Source organism: Mesorhizobium sp. M7A.F.Ca.US.014.04.1.1 (assembly GCF_003998745.1).
Lineage (GTDB): Bacteria > Pseudomonadota > Alphaproteobacteria > Rhizobiales > Rhizobiaceae > Mesorhizobium > Mesorhizobium ciceri.
The window spans coordinates 1-17,245 of record NZ_RZRW01000057.1; the positions used below are offsets into that span (position 1 = coordinate 1).

At 62.9% G+C, this 17,245-nt stretch carries 20 protein-coding genes and 1 tRNA gene; 12 read left to right on the forward strand and 9 right to left on the reverse strand.

Going from position 1 to position 17,245, the window contains the following annotated elements; all coding sequences use genetic code 11:
- The 3 genes from EOA22_RS06175 to EOA22_RS06185 all read left to right on the forward strand — a co-directional run.
- A partial coding sequence (locus EOA22_RS06175; protein WP_281040755.1) for a carbonic anhydrase occupies positions 1-242 on the forward strand: 242 nt, incomplete at its 5' end.
- On the forward strand, positions 239-673 hold the full coding sequence (locus tag EOA22_RS06180) for a hypothetical protein (RefSeq protein ID WP_024504711.1): 435 nt from the start codon (positions 239-241) through the stop codon (positions 671-673). The genes EOA22_RS06175 and EOA22_RS06180, both read left to right, overlap by 4 nt.
- Before the next feature lie 96 nt (positions 674-769).
- Positions 770-2,824, forward strand: coding sequence for a M3 family metallopeptidase (locus EOA22_RS06185; protein WP_013528986.1), 2,055 nt, complete (start codon positions 770-772; stop codon positions 2,822-2,824).
- Here the strand turns inward: EOA22_RS06185 and EOA22_RS06190 are convergent, their stop codons facing one another.
- From EOA22_RS06190 to EOA22_RS06205, 4 genes are all read right to left on the reverse strand, one after another.
- Positions 2,825-4,330, reverse strand: a complete 1,506-nt coding sequence (locus tag EOA22_RS06190) for a M81 family metallopeptidase (RefSeq protein WP_063169477.1) — start codon at positions 4,328-4,330, stop codon at positions 2,825-2,827. It lies immediately after the preceding gene.
- A 24-nt stretch (positions 4,331-4,354) separates the two neighbouring features.
- Positions 4,355-5,179, reverse strand: a complete 825-nt coding sequence (locus EOA22_RS06195) for a carbohydrate ABC transporter permease (protein ID WP_013528984.1) — start codon at positions 5,177-5,179, stop codon at positions 4,355-4,357.
- Positions 5,176-6,045 carry a sugar ABC transporter permease gene (locus tag EOA22_RS06200; protein WP_024504714.1) on the reverse strand — a complete coding sequence of 290 codons (870 nt, stop codon included), beginning with the start codon at positions 6,043-6,045 and terminating at the stop codon, positions 5,176-5,178. Before EOA22_RS06200 ends, EOA22_RS06195 begins: the two co-directional genes overlap by 4 nt.
- 492 nt (positions 6,046-6,537) lie before the next feature.
- Entirely contained in the window at positions 6,538-7,770 is a 1,233-nt protein-coding gene (locus EOA22_RS06205) for a sugar ABC transporter substrate-binding protein (protein WP_013528982.1), read from the reverse strand.
- Positions 7,771-7,953: 183 nt separating this feature from the next.
- Here EOA22_RS06205 and EOA22_RS06210 point away from each other — a divergent pair, with 183 nt between their 5' ends.
- Genes EOA22_RS06210 through EOA22_RS06220 form a run of 3 tightly spaced genes read left to right on the forward strand, consistent with a single transcriptional unit; the run spans position 7,954 to position 10,704 of the window.
- Positions 7,954-8,742, forward strand: a complete 789-nt coding sequence (locus EOA22_RS06210) for an SDR family oxidoreductase (RefSeq protein ID WP_127389881.1) — start codon at positions 7,954-7,956, stop codon at positions 8,740-8,742.
- 2 nt (positions 8,743-8,744) lie between these two features.
- Complete coding sequence (gene ugpC, locus EOA22_RS06215) at positions 8,745-9,812, forward strand: sn-glycerol-3-phosphate ABC transporter ATP-binding protein UgpC (protein ID WP_013528980.1); 1,068 nt, start codon at positions 8,745-8,747, stop codon at positions 9,810-9,812.
- 10 nt (positions 9,813-9,822) lie between these two features.
- Positions 9,823-10,704 carry a MurR/RpiR family transcriptional regulator gene (locus EOA22_RS06220; RefSeq protein ID WP_013528979.1) on the forward strand — a complete coding sequence of 294 codons (882 nt, stop codon included), beginning with the start codon at positions 9,823-9,825 and terminating at the stop codon, positions 10,702-10,704.
- Between the two features lie 16 nt (positions 10,705-10,720).
- Here EOA22_RS06220 and EOA22_RS06225 read toward each other — a convergent pair whose 3' ends face one another.
- Positions 10,721-11,038 (reverse strand): DUF167 domain-containing protein, encoded by a 318-nt coding sequence (locus EOA22_RS06225; protein ID WP_063169480.1) that lies wholly within the window; start codon positions 11,036-11,038, stop codon positions 10,721-10,723.
- Between the two features lie 13 nt (positions 11,039-11,051).
- Complete coding sequence (locus EOA22_RS06230) at positions 11,052-11,342, reverse strand: YggT family protein (RefSeq protein ID WP_013528977.1); 291 nt, start codon at positions 11,340-11,342, stop codon at positions 11,052-11,054.
- Positions 11,343-11,501: 159 nt separating this feature from the next.
- Here EOA22_RS06230 and EOA22_RS06235 point away from each other — a divergent pair.
- The 6 genes from EOA22_RS06235 to EOA22_RS06265 all read left to right on the forward strand — a co-directional run bounded on the left by EOA22_RS06235 (position 11,502) and on the right by EOA22_RS06265 (position 15,188).
- Positions 11,502-11,577 (forward strand) — tRNA-Ala (locus EOA22_RS06235).
- Between the two features lie 331 nt (positions 11,578-11,908).
- Positions 11,909-12,658, forward strand: coding sequence for a helix-turn-helix transcriptional regulator (locus tag EOA22_RS06240; RefSeq protein ID WP_024504719.1), 750 nt, complete (start codon positions 11,909-11,911; stop codon positions 12,656-12,658).
- A gap of 434 nt (positions 12,659-13,092) precedes the next feature.
- Positions 13,093-14,151, forward strand: a complete 1,059-nt coding sequence (locus EOA22_RS06250) for a SagB/ThcOx family dehydrogenase (RefSeq protein ID WP_245478600.1) — start codon at positions 13,093-13,095, stop codon at positions 14,149-14,151.
- Positions 14,152-14,219: 68 nt separating this feature from the next.
- Positions 14,220-14,474: a hypothetical protein gene (locus EOA22_RS06255; protein ID WP_024504721.1), complete on the forward strand. Its 255-nt coding sequence runs from the start codon at positions 14,220-14,222 to the stop codon at positions 14,472-14,474.
- A gap of 4 nt (positions 14,475-14,478) precedes the next feature.
- On the forward strand, positions 14,479-14,739 hold the full coding sequence (locus tag EOA22_RS06260) for a hypothetical protein (RefSeq protein ID WP_024504722.1): 261 nt from the start codon (positions 14,479-14,481) through the stop codon (positions 14,737-14,739).
- A gap of 128 nt (positions 14,740-14,867) precedes the next feature.
- Positions 14,868-15,188, forward strand: a complete 321-nt coding sequence (locus EOA22_RS06265; protein WP_063170396.1) for a hypothetical protein — start codon at positions 14,868-14,870, stop codon at positions 15,186-15,188.
- 25 nt (positions 15,189-15,213) lie between these two features.
- On the opposite strand, the gene EOA22_RS06270 is transcribed toward EOA22_RS06265, so the two are convergent.
- The 3 genes from EOA22_RS06270 to exbB all read right to left on the reverse strand — a co-directional run.
- Positions 15,214-16,158, reverse strand: coding sequence for an energy transducer TonB (locus tag EOA22_RS06270; RefSeq protein WP_063169481.1), 945 nt, complete (start codon positions 16,156-16,158; stop codon positions 15,214-15,216).
- The gene (exbD, locus tag EOA22_RS06275) at positions 16,155-16,622 is read right to left on the reverse strand and encodes a TonB system transport protein ExbD (RefSeq protein WP_063169482.1); all 468 of its coding nucleotides are present in this window, start codon (positions 16,620-16,622) and stop codon (positions 16,155-16,157) included. Before exbD ends, EOA22_RS06270 begins: the two co-directional genes overlap by 4 nt.
- 4 nt (positions 16,623-16,626) lie before the next feature.
- Positions 16,627-17,245: tonB-system energizer ExbB (gene exbB, locus EOA22_RS06280; RefSeq protein WP_127389882.1), on the reverse strand; the 619-nt coding region annotated here is incomplete at its 5' end.

Below are 17,245 nucleotides of genomic sequence, written 5' to 3' on the forward strand. Positions count from 1 at the left end.
TCGCGCCGGCGGCCGAAACCGTCTCCTCCAGCACCTTCATGACCGCCTCGGAGCGCCAGACCGCGCTGGAGCGCATCTCGATCCGCTATTCCATCGCCAACCTCAGAACCTTTCCCTGCGTCTCGATTCTCGAAGGCAAGGGACGGCTGTCGCTGCATGGGGCCTGGTTCGATATCTCGACCGGCGAACTCTGGACGATGAACAAGGAGACTGGCGATTTCGAACGGCCGGAACTGGGATGAACGCGGCGGCGCGCAAGCTGGTGAACATCAGGTCGGTCGCTTTTGCGGCGGCCGCACTGCTGCTGGCGATTATTGCCGCCCGCGCCGATGATCGTGCCCTCATCAGCCGCTGGTATTCGGCGCTGCTGGTCGCCGACCGCACGGAACTGTCCGACCTGCTCGCCGACGATGTCCGCATCAAGCTGGACGACCTCGGCATCGTGCAGAGCAAGCAGGAATTCATCGCTTCGATCGACGAATGGAAAGGTGCCGTTGCCGGTGCTGCGATCCGGCACCGGATCGAGAAAAGCGAAGGCGGCGTCACCACGGTGGTCGCCTGCTACGATTTCCCCAACAACGACATGCTGATGCAGGAAACTTTCGCGGTCACCGACAACCGCATCACCGCCAGTTCACAAGCGGCGATCGCCGAAAACTGCGACGGCTTTTGAGGGCGATATCGGCCAAATCCGCATATTGCGGGTCCGCCGGCCGCGCCCTACATCGGGTACGACCCACCTGCCTGCTTCACCAACGAAAGACTGTCCATGCCTTCCACGAAAGCCGTCGACCTCGCCGCCCATCCGCTGACCGCGTGGCAGGGGCCGCTCGGCCTGCCCGATTTCACGCGCATTGGCGACGGCGACTTCTCCCCGGTCTTCGACGCGGCGCTGAAGGCGCACGAGGCCGAGATCGAGGCGATCGCCGGCAACAAGGATGCGCCGACCGTCGAGAACACGCTTGCCGCGCTGGAACTCGGCGGCGAAGCGCTCGATCGTGTCTCGTCGATCTTCTGGTGCCGCGCCGGCGCCTACACCAACGAGACGATCCAGGCGCTGGAGCGCGACATCTCGCCGAAAATGTCCAGGCATTTCTCGGCGATTTCAATGAATGAGCGGCTGTTTGCCCGCATCGACGATCTCTACCAGCGCCGCGAGAGCCTGAAGCTCGACGCCGAGACCCTGCGGGTACTGGAAAAGACCTGGAAGGGCTTCGTCCGTTCCGGCGCCAAGCTCGACGCCGACGGCAAGAAGCGGCTGGCAAGCATCAGCGAGGAATTGTCCTCGCTCGGCACGGCTTTCGGCCAGAATGTTCTGGCCGACGAGCGCGACTGGGCGCTGTTCCTCGATGAAGCCGACCTTGCCGGCCTGCCGGACTTCGTGAAAAGTTCCATGGCCGAAGCGGCCGAGATACGCGGCCAGAAGGGCCGCTATGCCGTCACTCTGTCGCGCTCGATCTATGAGCCGTTCTCGACCTTCTCCGAACGCCGCGATCTGCGCGAGATCGCCTTCCGCGCCTTCACCATGCGCGGGCAGAATGGCGGCGCCACCGACAACACGAATGTGGTGCGCGACATGCTGCGCCTGCGGGCCGAAAAGGCAAAGCTGCTCGGCTACGCCTCTTTCGCCGCGCTGAAGCTCGACGACACCATGGCCAAGACGCCGAAGGCCGTGCACGCGCTGCTCGATCCGGTGTGGGAGAAGGCGCTTGAGAAGGCAGCAAGCGACCAGATCGAATTGCAGCGCCTGGCCACCGCAGCCGGCAGCAACGAAAAATTCGCTGCCTGGGACTGGCGCTTCTACCAGGAGAAGCTGCGCGCGGAGAAATTCGCCTTCGACGAGGCGGAACTGAAACCTTATCTGCAGCTCGACCGGATCATCGACGCTTGCTTCGACGTGGCGACACGGCTGTTCGGCATCACCTTCGAAGAGAAAAAGGACATCGCGGCCTGGCATCCGGACGCCCGCGTCTTCGTGGTGAAGAATGCCGACGGCAGCGAGCGCGGCCTTTTCCTGGCCGACTATTTCGCCCGGCCGTCAAAGCGATCCGGCGCCTGGATGAGCGCGTTGCAATCCGGCTACAGGCTCGGCCACGGTGCGAGCCCGGTCATCTACAACATCATGAACTTCGCCAAGCCGCCGGTGGGCGAGCCGGCTCTGCTGTCGGTCGACGAGGCCAAAACGCTGTTCCACGAGTTCGGCCATGCTTTGCACGGCATGCTGACCGACGTCACCTGGCCCTCGGTTTCGGGCACTTCGGTCAGCCGCGATTTCGTCGAACTGCCTTCGCAGCTCTACGAGCACTGGCTGACCGTGCCGGCAGTGCTGGAAAAGCACGCGCTGCACGTCAAGACCGGCAAGCCGATGCCCAAGGCGCTGCTCGACAAGATGCTGGCCGCGCGCACCTTCGGCGCCGGCTTCGCCACGGTCGAATTCACCGCCTCCGCCTTGATGGACATGGCCTATCACGCGCGGGCGGAGGCGCCTGAAGCGCCGCTTCGTTTCGAAGCCGAAACGCTTGCAGAACTGCATATGCCGGACACCATAGCCATGCGTCACCGCACCCCGCATTTCGGCCATGTCTTTTCCGGCGAAGGCTATTCGGCCGGCTACTATTCCTACATGTGGTCGGAAGTGCTCGATGCCGATGCTTTTGCCGCCTTCGAGGAAACCGGCGACCCCTTCAACCCGGCACTCGCCGAGCGGCTGCGCAAGAACATCTACGCGGCCGGCGGGTCGAAGGATCCGGAAGAACTCTACACCGCCTTCCGCGGCAAGATGCCGTCGCCGGAAGCGATGATGGCCAAGCGCGGGTTGGTGTGATTAGCCAATCTCCCCCCTCGTGGGGGAGATTGGCAGCTTCCAAGGATCCGTCACCCTCGGCCACACCGGCCTTGTCAGCTTCTTGTAATCGGTCACCGCCGGATTGCTGGGATACGAACTCGGCGCCGAGACATAGATGATCTCGGCGGCGATCGGCTCGAAGCCGGCGTAGAAATGATTGGTCGACTTGATCAGCAGCATGTCCTTGGCTAGCGGATCGACGCCGATGTTGGAAAAGATATCCGGCTCGAAAGTCTGCGTGCGGTTGGTGTTGAGGATGATGTCGACCTCGGTGCCTTCGAGGCGGACCAGCGCCGTCGGCCCAAGCGTCACCCGGCTTGGCCCGAAACTCTGCCAGCCCTCCGCAACCGCCTTCAGCACGCGCACGCGCGCATCGATCGGCTCGCCGGCTTGCGGCCCGGCCTTGCCGCCGAAGCGCAGGTCGATGACTGCGCCCTCGCCTGCCGCCAGGCAGAAGGTGACCGCAATCGGATCCCAGATGGTCGCGACGGCGAACCTGTCCAGGCCACGCGCCAGCATCTGGCGCAGCACGAAGGTGCCGTCGCCGGGCACACCGCCGCCGGGATTGTCCCAGATATCGGCGATGACCACCGGCTTGCCCGGATTTTCTGTGCGCACGGCCAGCGCCCGATCGATGCCGTCGGCAGCACTCAGCATCGTCATCGCCGTCTTTTCGCGCAGCGCGTAGAGTTCCCGCCCGAGCCGTTCCGCCAGCGCGTCGCCCTTGGCCTTGTCATTGTCGGTGACGACCAGGATGCGCGTGCCCATCTCGGGCACATCGGCCGCCATGAAGCCGTGGATGACGGAGACCGACAGCACGCCGTCCTTGCCGTGCAGCGCCTTGATGCGATCGACGAAGGACCGCATCGGCTCGCGGCTGGTCGGCAGCACCTGGATCATGCGGCAGTCGAAGGTCGAAATCACAGGGTTGATCTCACCGCGCACTGCTGCCAGGCCAAGCTCGACGACATGTTCGCCGCGCTCGTAGAAATCGGTGTGCGGAAATTCGAGGAAATAGGCGAGAATGTCGGAGGCCGCGACGCGCTTCGGTGTCAGATGGCTGTGCGGATCGAGTTCCACGGCGATCACCACCTCCGGCCCGACCATTGCGCGAACCCGTTCGAGCAGATCGCCTTCGCAATCGTCATAGCCTTGCGCCACCATGGCGCCATGCAGGCCGAGGATGACAGCATCGACCGGCAGCGCCGCCTTGAGCTGGCCCAGAATCTCGTCGCGCAGAGCCTCATAGGTCTGCCGCTGCACCAGGCCGCCCGGCTCCGCCCAGGTGGCGGTGCCTTCGATGACGTCGAGGCCTTCGGCCACCGCACGCCGGCGTAGCGCCACCATCGGCGAGGAGCACAGCGTCGGCGTTTCCGGATGCTTGCCTGGCCCGGCATAGAAGGCCATCTCGAACGAAGCCCTATCGGTCGGCACCGGCGAGAAGGTGTTGGTTTCCGTCGCCAGCGAGGCGGTGAAAATGCGCATGAAAGCTCCGTCCGTGAATAGGCGCTATTTGACCGCCCCGAGCGCCAGGCCCCTGACGAGGTAGCGCTGCAGCCAGATGAACAGGATGGCCACCGGCAAGGTCGCCAGCAGCGTCGCGGCCATGACGTGATGCCATTCGATGGTGTAGCGGCCGGCGACCAGCGAAAACACCTGGATCGGCAGCGTGTAGCTTTCCTGGCTGCGCAGCATGGTGAGCGCCACGACGAACTCGTTCCAGGCGTTGATGAAGGTGAAGATCGCCGTCACCGCGATCGCCGGCAGGCAGAGCGGCAGGAACACCTTGCGCAAGGTCAGCCAGCGGCCGGCGCCCTCCATCCAGGCGGCTTCCTCGAGATCGCGCGGGATGGTGTCGAAATAGCTCTGCAGCATCCACACCGTGAAGGCGACGTTGAAGGCCATGTAGATGAAGCCGAGCGCCGTCGTGCTCTCGACCAGGCCCCAGGCCGCCATCAGCCGGAACAGGCCGAGCACCAGCACGATCGGCGAGATCATCTGCGAAATCAGCAGGAACTGGCGCAAGGCGCCGTAGCCGGCAAAGCGGAAGCGCGACATCGCATAGGCCGCCGGAACCGAGATCAGGATGGCGCCGACGGTGGCGATCACAGACACGTAGAGCGAATTGAGCAACGCCTGGCCGAAGCCGGTCGCCACCCACATGTCGGAAAAATTCGACCAGCGGAATTCGCTCGGCCACCAGGTCGGCGACAGCACTTCCTGTCTCGGCTTGACTGCGGTCAGGAACATCACCGCGAAGGGAAAGAGCGTCACCACGATCAGCGGCGCCAGCAGCAGCCAGGCGATGATCGAACGCTTGAGCTTGCTCGTCATGCGCGTTGCTCCCGCATCGCCAGCCGCACATAGATCATGGTGAAGACCAGCAAGATGGCGAACATCACCAGCGACACCGCCGATGCTTCGCCCAGCTTGCCGATGCGGAAGGCCAGCTTGTAGAGATGGGTGACCAGGATATCGGTCGAGTTGGCCGGACCGCCCTGCGTCATCACCCAGATGATCGGGAAGGAATTGAAGACGTAGATGGTGTTGAGCACGATGGCGATGTTGATGAACGGTTTCAGGAGCGGAAAGGTGATTTCGCGGAACTGCTGCAGCGGCGTCGCCCCTTCAAGCGCCGCCGCCTCGTAGAGATCGTCCGGGATCGACGACAGCCCGCCGAGGAAGATCGTCGTCGTGAACGGCACCGTCACCAGGATGCCGATCAGCACTTGCATCGGAAAGGCGGTTTCGGCACTCGCCAGCCACTGGATGTTGTGATCGATGAGGCCGAGGCCGATCAGCGCCGAATTGAGCATGCCGCTTTCGCCGCTCAGCGCCCAGCGCCAGACCACCGCGGTCATGGTCAGCGACACCGCCCAGGGCAGCATGATGATGACGCGGGCAATGCCGCGGCCATAGAAATCGGTGTTGAGGATCATCGCCACCGGGATCGACAAGAGAAGCGCGCCGCCGACCACCATCACCGTCCATTGGCCGGTGCGCCAAAGCGCGGCCGTGAAATCGGGATCGGCAGCGAGTGCCGCGAAATTGGCGAAGTCGTTGAAGTCACGAAGCTGGCCGAAGCGGCTGACGTCATGCGTCGAGATCTGGATCAGGTCCCAGACCGGCCAGAAGATGACCACCGCCGCCAGAAACAGGCTGGGCAAGGTCAGGAGATAGGGCAAGAAACGATTTTGCATCGGCTGGCTTTGTACCGCGTTGCGGGGAGATTGGATTTCGCTGGCTTGACAGATTGACTTGGTCCGGCCTCGTTCTTCTCAGGGCACCGCTTCAGGATTCCTTGCAACCGTCGGCGCTGCCCTCACCTGCTCGTCCGTTCTCCGCAGCAGTTGCGGAAGGGCCCCTTTCCTCTCCCCCGTCGATCGGGGGAGAGGTGTCGAGCGAAGCTCGACGGAGTGGGGGTCGACCCCTTGGGCGCAAGGCGAGACTTGCGCCTGGTGCTCTTCCTATATCCGTTCGCGGTGGCTGCCAGGTGGTTCCCCCACTCCGTCTCGGCTTCGCCGAGCCACCTCTCCCCCCTCCGGTGGGAGAGGAAAGGAGCCTGGCTGGGCGGCGTTGACATCGACGAACTATCTTTCTGCTCGAGGCTGCAAGATGTGGCGCGCCCCGCCTGAATCTGGGGCGCGCCACGGGCGCAGGGAGATACGCCCTATTCCTTCAGCACTGCCCCCCTACTTCTTCAGCACCGCATTGGCCTTGGCCGCCGCGTCCTTCAGGCCTGCCTCGGGGTCGCCGCCGAGATAGATCTTCTGCATGGCGTCCGACGTGATCTGGGCGACCTCTTCCCAGCCCGGGATGACCGGCGCGAAGCGGGCGTCGGGCAGCAGAGCGGTGAACGCGGCCAGATCGGCATTGTTGACGTAGTAGTCCATCTTGGCCTCTTCCTTGTTCACCGGCAGGAAGCCTTCGCCCTGTGTGAACTTGGCACGCTGCTCCGTGGTGAACAGGAAATCGAGCAGCTTCCAGGCCTCGTCCTTGTTCTTGGAGTTCTTGAACATGATGATGGAATCGGTGACGCCATAGGTGCCGCGCGCGCCGGTCGGTCCGGCGGGAATGGCCGCAACGCCGTATTTCAGGTTCGGCGCCTCGTCCTTGATCTGGTTGGACAGGAAGGGTGCGGTGATCATCATGCCGACCTTGCCCTGCTTGAACAGGTTCTGCACGTCCTCGCGGTTGTTGGAGGTGACGCCGGGTTCGGTCAGGCCTTCGTCGATCATCGACTTGTAAAGCTTGGCGGCTTCAAGCGCGCCGGGCGTGCTCAGGCCCGAAGTGCCGTCCTTGTTGAGGATTTCCGTGCCGTAGGACCACATCGCATAGTAGTAATAGACGTCGGTCTCGATCTCCTTGCCCTGCAGGCCGAAGCCGAACGTGCCGGACCCCAGAGCCTTGATCTTGCGCGCATCTTCCTGCAGCTCGGTCCAGTTTGCCGGTGGCTTGGCGATGCCGGCCTTCTCGAACAGCTCCTTGTTGTAGTACATGGCGCGCGCCGAGGCAGCGATCGGCAGGCCGTAGGTCTTGCCATCCATGATCGAGGGCGACAGGAAGGTGTCGATGAAGCGGTCCTTGAAGTCGGGCTTGATGTAGCCGTCGAGCGGCTCGGCGACATCCTGCTGGACGAAGTCGATCAGCCAGCGCGTGCCGATGATCGACAGATCGGCATTGGTGCCGGCGGTGATGTCGGTGGTCAGCTTCTGCAGCAGCACATCCCACGGCACCACTTCGAACTTGACCGTGATGCCGGGGTTCGCCGCCTCGAATTCCTTCTTGACGCTGTCGAAATATGGGCCAGTCTTGGCGCTGTACTCGGCCACGGTGACCCGCACCTCGCCCGCATCCGCCTGCGCCGCAATTGCCAGCATGCTCATTCCGGCCATCAGGCCGACAGTCCATTTTGCAAGACTCATTTGAACTCTCCCATTTTGATTTTTGCGCCTGCGCGCCTCTTCGTTACCCAAGCAGAAGATTTATGTTACTTTCCTACATTATCGTGGATTTGAAGGCTTGCAAGCAGATTATTCTGTTGCTTAATTACATTTTGTGGACTAGGCCTGATCCGACCTGTCGAAGATCCCGGAGGATGACGCACGGTGGTTTCGCAAACGGAACTCGAAGGCAGGGCCGAATTCGAGGGCAAGACTGTCGTTGTGACGGGTGCGGGCGGCGGCCTCGGCACGGCCATCGTGGCGCTGATGGCGCAAAGGGGCGCCAGGGTCGTAGGCTGCGCCCAGTCGAGCGAGGCGTTGAAGAGCCCGTTTTTTGCCGCCCGCCACGTCTTCGATCTTCTCGACAAGGCGTCGATAGCCACAGCGATCGCCGCCATCCTCGACCGGGACGGTGTGCCCGACATTCTCATCAACAATGCCGGCTGGACGCGCGCCGAGACGCTCCCCGCGCTCAACCCCGACAGGATTGAGCAGGAACTCGACCTCAACCTGACCGGCGTGATGAATTTCGCCGATCCGCTGGTCAAGGCGATGGCCAGCCGTGGCTCCGGCAGCGTCGTCTTCATCTCCTCGGTCAACGCCATCGCGCATTTCGGCAATCCCGCCTATGCCGCGGCCAAGGCCGGCATCAACGCCTATGCCAAGGCGATCGCCGTCGAGCTCGGCCGCAGCGGCCTGCGCGCCAATGTCGTCTGCCCCGGATCGATCCGCACCGCCGCCTGGGACCACCGCCTTGCCAAGGATCCCGAAATCCTCGGCAAATTGCAGCGGCTCTATCCGCTCGGTCGCATCGTCAACGCTGCGGAAGTGGCGGAAGCCGTCGCTTTCCTTGCGTCCGATCGCGCATCGGGAGTAACAGGCGTGGTGATGCCCGTGGACGCGGGACTGACCGCCGGTTGCCTGCCCTTCATCGACGACATATTGGGAGCGTGAGCATGACCGACGTCGAGTTCCGCGACCTGTCGAAATCCTTCGGGCAGCACAAGATCCTCGAGAACATCAGCCTCGATATCAAGAGCGGCGAGTTCGTCGTCCTGGTCGGCCCGTCCGGCTGCGGCAAGTCGACCTTGCTGCGCATGCTCGCCGGCCTGGAGACGATCACTTCCGGCGATCTGTTGATCGGCGGCGTGCGCGCCAACGCGCTGCCGCCGCAGCAGCGCAACATCGCCATGGTGTTCCAGTCCTATGCGCTGTTTCCGCATCTGAAGGCATCGGACAATATCGGTTTCGGCCCGAAGATACGCGGCGAGACGCGCACGGTAATCGATGAGAAGGTCAAGAAGGCGTCCGGGGTCCTCAATCTCTTCTCCTATCTCGACCGCTATCCCCGCCAGCTGTCGGGCGGCCAGCGCCAGCGCGTCGCCATGGGCCGCGCCATCGTGCGCGAACCGTCTGTGTTCCTGTTTGACGAACCCCTGTCCAATCTCGACGCACAATTGCGCGTGCAGATGCGCGTCGAGATCAAGGCTCTGCACCAGCGGCTGAAATCGACGATCGTCTACGTCACCCACGACCAGATCGAGGCTATGACCATGGCCGACCGCATCGTCGTGATGGATCGCGGCAGGATCCAGCAGGTCGGGGCGCCGCTGGAGCTTTATGACAGGCCGGCCAACAAGTTCGTCGCCTCCTTCCTCGGCTCGCCGTCGATGAGTTTCGTCTCGGGTTCGCTCAAGACGACGCTTGAGAAAACCTGGTTCGAATCGGCCGGTGGCGGGCGGCTGGCGCTTGCCGGCAAACAGGTGCCGGCGGACAGCGCGGTGGAGGCCGGCATCCGGCCCGAGCATTTTGTCATCGGCGAGGCTGTCGACGCGATGGCGATCAGGGTGGATGTCGTTGAGCCCACCGGCTCCGAAACACATGTCTATGGCGCTATCGGTGCTGATACGGTACGCGCCGTGTTCCGTGACAGGGTGCCGGTCAGGCCGGGAGACCTGCTGCCGGTCTCGGTCGATCCCGGCAACATCCATCTGTTCGACAAGGCGACGGGCCTGCCTCTATGAAAATATCAGCATGAAGACGCCGGCCGACATCATCACGCGCCTGCAGCTGATGTCGCAGGACGGAACGAAGTCGGATCGCAAGCTGGCCGGCTTCGTGCTGGCAGACCTCGACTTCGTTTCCAAGGCGGCGATTTCGGAAATTGCCGCGCGCGTCGGTGTCAGCGAGCCGACGGTGACGCGGTTCTGCCGCAACCTCGGCTGCGAGGGCCTGCGCGACTTCAAATTCTATCTGGCGCAAGCCATCGCCATCGGCGGCCAGTATCTGTCGCCGGAGCCGTTGAGCCGCGATGCCCGCGAACAGCGCATCGCTTCCGCCATCACCGAAGCGGCGATATCGGCCATCCAGCGCGCCAGCGAAAACCTCGACATGACGACGCTGGTCGCCGTCGCCGCACGCATCGCGGTTTCCGGCAATGTGCTGTGCATCGGCTCCGGTGGCATTTCGTCGATGATGGCGACCGAAATGCAGAACCGGCTGTTCAGGCTTGGCGTGTCGGTGCTGGCGCAAATCGACGGACAGTTGCAACGCATGTACGCCGCCGTCGCCACCCCCGACACCACGCTGATCGCCTTCTCCGTCTCCGGCTATGCACGATCGGTCATCGATGCGGTGCAGGTCGCCCAGCAATATGGCGCCACGACGATCGCCATCACCCCGCCGGACTCCGCGCTCGCCAAGGTCGCCGACACGGTCATCCATTTCCAGTCGCTGGAAGACGGCAATATCTACAAGCCGACATCGTCGCGCTATGCGCTGCTGTCGATCGTCGACATGATCGTCACCTCGGTCGCCGAGACGCGCGGACCAAGGGTTCTGGAAAATCTGCGCCGCATCAAGCAGAGCGTCAACACGTTGAAAGTTGACGATCCGCGTTTGCCGCTGGGGGATTGACCCTCCGGCAAGGACATCAGGCCTGATGGCCGAGCGCCTCGATGCTTTTCGCCAACGTCTCCGGATCGCCTTCAATGCGCACGGTCTTCAGCCGCGCCGTGCCGCCGGCGACAACCGAGACGGCGGACCCCGGCACGCCAATCGCCTTGGCAATCAGCTTTTCGAGCGCATGATTGGCGGCGCCGTTTTCCGGCACGGCGCGGACGCGCGCTTTCAGATGGCTTCGCTCGTCCGCCGTGGTCTCGATGCCTTCGAGCCTGTCCAGCGCAGCCTTCGGCGTCAGCCGGACAAACACGTCGACACCATCATCGCGCAGGCGAAACGGCGCGCTCATACGATCATCGGGCTCACAGGACCAGAGGCGCCACACTGGTCAATATGAACTGCCGCAGGAAGAACAGGATCAGAAGCAGGATGATCGGCGAGATGTCGATGCCGCCAAGGTCCGGCATGAAACGGCGGATCGGCCGCAACGCCGGTTCGGTCAGCCGATAGAGCATGTTGCCGATGGAACCGACGAACTGATTGCGCGAGTTGACGACGTTGAAGGCGTAAAGCCAGGAAAAGATCGCCGATGCGATGATGATCCACCAGTAGAGGTCGAGCGCCATGACGATTGTCTGAATGAGGGCGAGCATGCCGGTCTCCAATTGTTGCCGACATGTAGCCATTGCACGCGAAACCGGCAAGGGCCGCCTGCCACGGTGCGCCGGTACGGCTGCCAGCCACTGGATTTCGGCAAACCTCCGCCTTGACAGGAAACCGCAGCGCCCGATAAATGCGCCCATCCGCTGGACGGGGCTGTAGCTCAGCTGGGAGAGCGCGTCGTTCGCAATGACGAGGTCAGGAGTTCGATCCTCCTCAGCTCCACCAGCGGATTAATTCCTCGCTCTCCGCGCCATATGCACTCCGCGACGCTCGTCCGGGCTTGCCTCCACGGCTGGCATTTGCCGTGCCGGCGCGCCTAAAAGGCCGCGCGCCGCGCCGCCTGTTTTCGCAATCTCCGGCAAGACTTTTGTCAATTGGACTTATGGCGGAAGCGCTCGTCGATTGTTTCCGTTTTTTTTGCAAACCGCCCCACTAAATTGACGTTACCAAATCAGTTTTTTCTGTGCGTTGTGGCCAAGGCGTTTCGGCGGGGGCGACCGGAGACGCTATATGGATTTCGAGTTGAAATGAAAAACCCGCCCGCGGAAGCAAAGACGTGTCAATTCGCGAGAATCTCGCTGCAAATCTTAGACGGCTGAGCAAGGACCATGCCTCCGTAAGTGCGGTATGCCGTGAGCTGCACATCAATCGCACGCAGTTCGAACGCTACCTGCAAGGGCAGACCGTTCCCAACAAGGCCACCGCCAAGCTGATATGCGATTACTTTCGGATCGACGAGGCCGAACTGTACCAGGATCCCGGCGCACCCGAGCCCGCGATGCGTGGCCTGCCGCCGGTTTCCGAGAGCCTGTTCAACCAGATGATCCGCCCTCCCAGTCCTTCGATCGCGGGCGGCACCTATTTCACCTATTTCTCGATCCCGGGCCGCCTCGACCTCCTGATGCGCTCGGTGACCTTCGTGCGGCGCGAAGCCGAACTGGTCACCTTCCGAAGGGTCACCGGATGGTCGGAGCGCCAGGGATCGACCTGGGCACGAGCGCGCGGCAATCACTATGGCGTGGCGATCTCGCGGCTGAACTGGATCTATTTCAGCGGCATCAATCGCCGACAGACCGGAGAGCCGTCGCTGATCTCCGTGCAATGGGCTCCCATCTCCGAACCGGTGCTGATGGGCAAGGCCATGCTTCTGACGGAGGCCGGCCCGGCATTCGTGTCCGTCATCATGCGGCGCGACATTGCCAATATCCAGGCAAGGGATGCCATCAGCATGGCGCATGTCATCAGCCTCGACGATGCGGGCGTCGACCAACTGGTTGTCAGCCTGACCCGGGACGGGTTGGGCTAATCCCTCGGATCGCCGTGTCTTACGCCAAATAAGAATAAGCGTACGCCGATAAAGCGTATGCCAACGATTGTCTACTCTGTATCTGAATAAAATCGATATTTTACACTTTAATGCCAGGAAAGATAATCCACACGTCCGTCTTCGGCTCGTGGTTTTACTATAATTTTAACAAACCATTAACTCTTCCGACCTTACCTTTCTTCACGCGGATCCCATTCTGGGGGTCTTTCAACGGATCCCAAATGGGGGTCAGGAAAGGGATAAAAATGGCCAAGAAAGTGACTAACGCTCCGAAGCTGACGATTGCCGCCGGCACGCAGACCGTCTTCTTTTCGCAGGGTATGCACTACAACAAGCGCTGAAGCCGTTCTGCGCCGACGAGCGGTTCGCTTGTCGGCGCCTCGGCTCCGCAGATGGCATCCAGCTTCATGAAAATGCGCTCTTCGAAAACGCTCGTTTTCTACCCCGGACCGAACAAGGTCACGGCATGCAACTTCCTGACCAGAAGCGTCTTCGAATGCAGCCCTGAGATGGTCGGCCTTCTCGCATCGTGGGACAAATGGGCATCGACGGCGGACATTGCCCGCGCCCATGGGTGGTCGAAGTCCGAGTTGAAGGCTGTCGTTCCGCAGTTGCTCGATTTTTCCGCCCTGGTCACCGCCGGATCGCCTCTCGCCGAGCAGGAGGAACAATTTTCAGGACAATGGAGTTGGGGGCTTCCGACGGCGCTGATGCATTTCTGCGTCCAGGACAGCGAATACATGACCATCGAGCAGGCGGAAGAGCGGCAGATAGAACGCGCCGGCCATACGCCGCAGCCGGACCTCCTGCTCAAGAATTCCGCCGGCGCTATCCAGCTGCCGAATGCACTGGAAGACAACGAACTTCTTAGCTTGATGGCGCGGCGCCGCACCAACCGCACGGCGGCTCAGCCCACCATCACAGCCAAACAGCTTTCCGATTGCCTGTTCGCAGGGCTCGGCATCATCGGCGAGACCGCCAATTGCGTTGGCACCCTGCCGCTTGGCATGACCCCTTCCGGCGGCGCGCGGAATCCCTATGAGGCCTATGTGGTCGCGCTCGGCGTCGATGGCCTCGAGCCCGGTGTCTATCATTATTCCGCCGCCGATCACGACCTTGGCAGGATTTCCGCGAACCATCTGCCGAAGATCTCCGAACTGGTCGGCGGACAGGAGTGGGCTGATAGCATGCCGTGCCTGATCCTGCTTTGCGCCAGGCTCGATCGCACGATGTGGAAATATGAGGACGCCAACGCCTATCGTGTCGTGCTGATCGAGGCCGGCCATATCGGCCAGAATATCATGCTGGCGGCGACCAATCATGGCCTGTCGGCATGTCCGACAGCCGCGCTCAATCATTCCGCCATCAAGCGGCTGCTTGGTCTCGACAGTCTCACCGACGCACCGATCTATGCCTTGACCCTCTCGACCCCGGAAAGAGACCCGTCCACCGCGAGCCAATCCATCAATTAGTCGACCAACAATGTGCAGTCCGGCCAGTAACGCGTTCCCCAGGGTATAACCAGAGACAGGAGCAGCACGTGCCAAATCAATCCTTACGCCAGTCGGAAATCGATAGTCTTCAATATATTTCGTCGATGACCAATGAGCTCGTGCAAATGGCCGAATCAAGCCGTTTTCCGATGATCTCCTATCTGCTGGGCATGGCCTATGCGGAGGCCTTCGACGTTCTTCGCGGCGCACGGCCGGCCAGGCATGCGCAGCTCAGCGGCAACCCGCTGCACCCCAAGGCGCAGGCAAAAGACAATCGTGCCGCCCAGCCACGGAGAGCGTAGCGACATGCAATCGTCAGCCGCATGCGCGGTGGCCGGCTCGACCTCCCGGCCAAACCGCTGGGAGACGCTGTGCGCGTTGCAAAGCCTGCTGCCGCTGCTGAAGAAAGCCGCGACGGATCTGCACCGCGCCGACATGGTCTACTGGTTCGAGCAGGCCGATGCCGAGGTCGCCAACATCATCAGGGGCCACCCCTCCGATGCAACCGCGATCCCGACCCTGATTGCATCCTGCCCGCAGGACCGGCATCCGGTCGCTCAGGCTTGATGCAAGTCGCCCGCCCAAACGCCACGCGCTTAGTGGTTCAGCGCCGCTGAACCGCTCTGATCACCAGCTTTCAGGCAATTCCAGACCGGAGCCTATTGCGCGCCTGGAATGCCAAGGGGGACCTGCACATGAACATGATAGCCAACATCAGAAGCGTCGATGCCAGGGAAAGCATTTTCAGTCGGCTCGACGTCTTGATCGCCAGGCGACCGCCATCGCCTGACGCCGCGCGGATCGAGGCCCGCCAACTCGTCTCGATGGCGATTGCCGACAGCTGCCAGGCCGACAGTCTCTGGGGTACAGTGGACGCCTTCCACGCCCATTTCGACTTCATGATGCAGACCATCGAGATCAACGGAGCCGATGACCCGAGCCTCGGGCTGTTGCGCACGAAATGCCGTTTCTATCTCGAACAGGTCGAGGCCCTGAGCCTGTCGCTGGCCTACTGACAGGCCGCTTCGATCAAATTCGGTCCTAGTTGCGCAGGCTGAACACGAACGGCGCTGTACGGCTCAGACGCGAACCGAGTTCCGGCGGCGGTGCCGGCACCGTGGCGCCTTGCAGCACGGCGAGCGCCGCACGGTCCAGATCCGCATCCCCTGAGGAACGAGAGAGCCTGGCAGACCGGACCCGGCCGGACGAGTCGACCGTGAAGGCGACATACGGCCTGCCTTCCACGCCTCGGGCCTTGGCAGAACTGGGATAGCGCGTGTGCCGCTTGATCCAGGCGCCCAGACGGGAGTCCCATTTGCTGGAGTCGCCGGAGCGCGACGTCGATTCCGCTGCCTTCGGCGCGGCGGTCCTGGCCGCGGGCCGTGCGTCGGCGCTGGCGACGGTTGCCGTCTTCGGCGGAGCCGCCTTCTCCTTCTTAAGCCGCGGCTTGGGCTTCTCGACAGGTTTTTTCGCCTTGGCCTCGACCGGTTTCTTGTCTTTGACAATTTCGACCGGTTTCGGCTGCGGCAAGGGAATGACGACGTCTGGCGTGACAGCCTCGACAACATCCGGGATGACCTCATCCGGCGGCGGCTGATCGGCCTGTTCAGCCGTTTCGGTCCGGTTGGGTTCGGCCTCGTCGGGCGCGACCGCTTCCGGTGGCTCGACAACCGGCTTCGCCTTTTCGACCGGTTCTTCAGGTGTCGGCTCGATCGTCGGTGTCGGTTCGGTCTGATCTGGCGTCACCGCGTCCAGCGCGGCGACCTGTTCTTGTACGGCCGGCATCACCACCATCGGCGCCATCTCGATCACCTGGGCCGGTGGCGGACCGCCGTCCGCTTCGGTGACCATGGTGAGATTCTGCACTGCATAGGCGACCGCGACATGGGCTCCGAGGACCAGCGCGGCAGCACCGGCCCACAAGCCAAGGTCGCGCCAGCCGAAGCGCGACATCTGGACCGAGGGCACGGCGACCGCTTGCGTCATGGCGCCGCCGCACGGGTGGCTGTGGGCGCGGGGGCATTGGACGCGGGAGCCGTCTCCAGGCCGACCAGCGCGATCTTCAGATAGCCGGCACCGCGCAACAGGTTCATCGCCTCCATCAGGTCGCCATAGGCGACCGCCTTGTCGGCGCGCAGGAAGATGCGCGTCTGCTTGTCGCCCTTGGTCTTGGCGTCCAGCGTCGCGGCGAAAGCCGGGCGTGGCACGCCGTCATTGCCGATCGCCAGCGTCAGATCGTCCTTCAGCGTCAGGAACAGCGGTGTCTCGGGCCTCGGCGCGGGCGTTGCGGTCGAACCCGGCAGGTCGACATTGACATCCACCGTGGCCAGCGGTGCCGCGACCATGAAGATAATCAACAACACCAGGATGACATCGATGAACGGGGTGACGTTGATCTCGTGGCTTTCCTCGAGATCGTCATCCATGGTCTGTCGGATTCTGCTTCCCATGGCGCTACTCCGCCGCCAGTGGCGCGGCCGGCGCGACGGTGCGGAAGTCGAGGTCGCGGCTGACCAGTCGTTCGACCCCTGCCGAGGCATCGGCGAGGATCTGCCGATAGCCGGCTATCGAGCGGGCGAAGACGTTGTAGATGACGACGGCCGGTATGGCCGCGACCAGGCCCATCGCGGTGGCCAGCAGCGCTTCGGCGATGCCCGGCGCGACCACGGCGAGATTGGTGGTCTGCGCCTGCGAGATGCCGATGAAGGCGTTCATGATGCCCCAGACCGTGCCGAACAGGCCGACGAAGGGCGCGGTCGAGCCGATCGTCGCCAGCACGCCGGTGCCGCGTGACATGCGCCGCGCCGCCGCCGCCTCGATGCGCGACAGGCGCGACGTAACCCGTTCCTTGAGGCCATCGCCTGAGACATGATCGAGGGCGCCGGCTGAGAGTGCGGTCTCCTCCTCGGCCGCCCGCACCAGCAGCGCGCCCGGGCCGCCGCTGCGGTCGAGGGTACTGCCGGCCTGCTTCAGCGTGGCGGCCTCGCCGATCGCCCGCACGGCGCGACGGATGCGCAGCTTGCCGCCGAAAAGCTCCAGCGACTTGGCCAGCCATATCGTCCAGGTGACGAGG

What these genes read in the sequence shown, in the direction of transcription:
- EOA22_RS06230 (WP_013528977.1), bottom strand. Translation starts at nt 11,342, where the DNA reads ATGCTCGCCCTCATTCAGACAATCGTCATGGCGCTCGACCTCTACTGG.
- EOA22_RS06180 (WP_024504711.1), top strand. Translation starts at nt 239, where the DNA reads ATGAACGCGGCGGCGCGCAAGCTGGTGAACATCAGGTCGGTCGCTTTT.
- EOA22_RS06270 (WP_063169481.1), bottom strand. Translation starts at nt 16,158, where the DNA reads ATGACGCAAGCGGTCGCCGTGCCCTCGGTCCAGATGTCGCGCTTCGGC.
- EOA22_RS06250 (WP_245478600.1), top strand. Translation starts at nt 13,093, where the DNA reads ATGCGCTCTTCGAAAACGCTCGTTTTCTACCCCGGACCGAACAAGGTC.
- EOA22_RS06225 (WP_063169480.1), bottom strand. Translation starts at nt 11,038, where the DNA reads ATGAGCGCGCCGTTTCGCCTGCGCGATGATGGTGTCGACGTGTTTGTC.
- EOA22_RS06200 (WP_024504714.1), bottom strand. Translation starts at nt 6,045, where the DNA reads ATGCAAAATCGTTTCTTGCCCTATCTCCTGACCTTGCCCAGCCTGTTT.
- EOA22_RS06195 (WP_013528984.1), bottom strand. Translation starts at nt 5,179, where the DNA reads ATGACGAGCAAGCTCAAGCGTTCGATCATCGCCTGGCTGCTGCTGGCG.
- EOA22_RS06220 (WP_013528979.1), top strand. Translation starts at nt 9,823, where the DNA reads ATGAAGACGCCGGCCGACATCATCACGCGCCTGCAGCTGATGTCGCAG.
- exbD (WP_063169482.1), bottom strand. Translation starts at nt 16,622, where the DNA reads ATGGGAAGCAGAATCCGACAGACCATGGATGACGATCTCGAGGAAAGC.
- EOA22_RS06265 (WP_063170396.1), top strand. Translation starts at nt 14,868, where the DNA reads ATGAACATGATAGCCAACATCAGAAGCGTCGATGCCAGGGAAAGCATT.
- EOA22_RS06185 (WP_013528986.1), top strand. Translation starts at nt 770, where the DNA reads ATGCCTTCCACGAAAGCCGTCGACCTCGCCGCCCATCCGCTGACCGCG.
- EOA22_RS06205 (WP_013528982.1), bottom strand. Translation starts at nt 7,770, where the DNA reads ATGAGTCTTGCAAAATGGACTGTCGGCCTGATGGCCGGAATGAGCATG.
- EOA22_RS06190 (WP_063169477.1), bottom strand. Translation starts at nt 4,330, where the DNA reads ATGCGCATTTTCACCGCCTCGCTGGCGACGGAAACCAACACCTTCTCG.
- EOA22_RS06260 (WP_024504722.1), top strand. Translation starts at nt 14,479, where the DNA reads ATGCAATCGTCAGCCGCATGCGCGGTGGCCGGCTCGACCTCCCGGCCA.
- ugpC (WP_013528980.1), top strand. Translation starts at nt 8,745, where the DNA reads ATGACCGACGTCGAGTTCCGCGACCTGTCGAAATCCTTCGGGCAGCAC.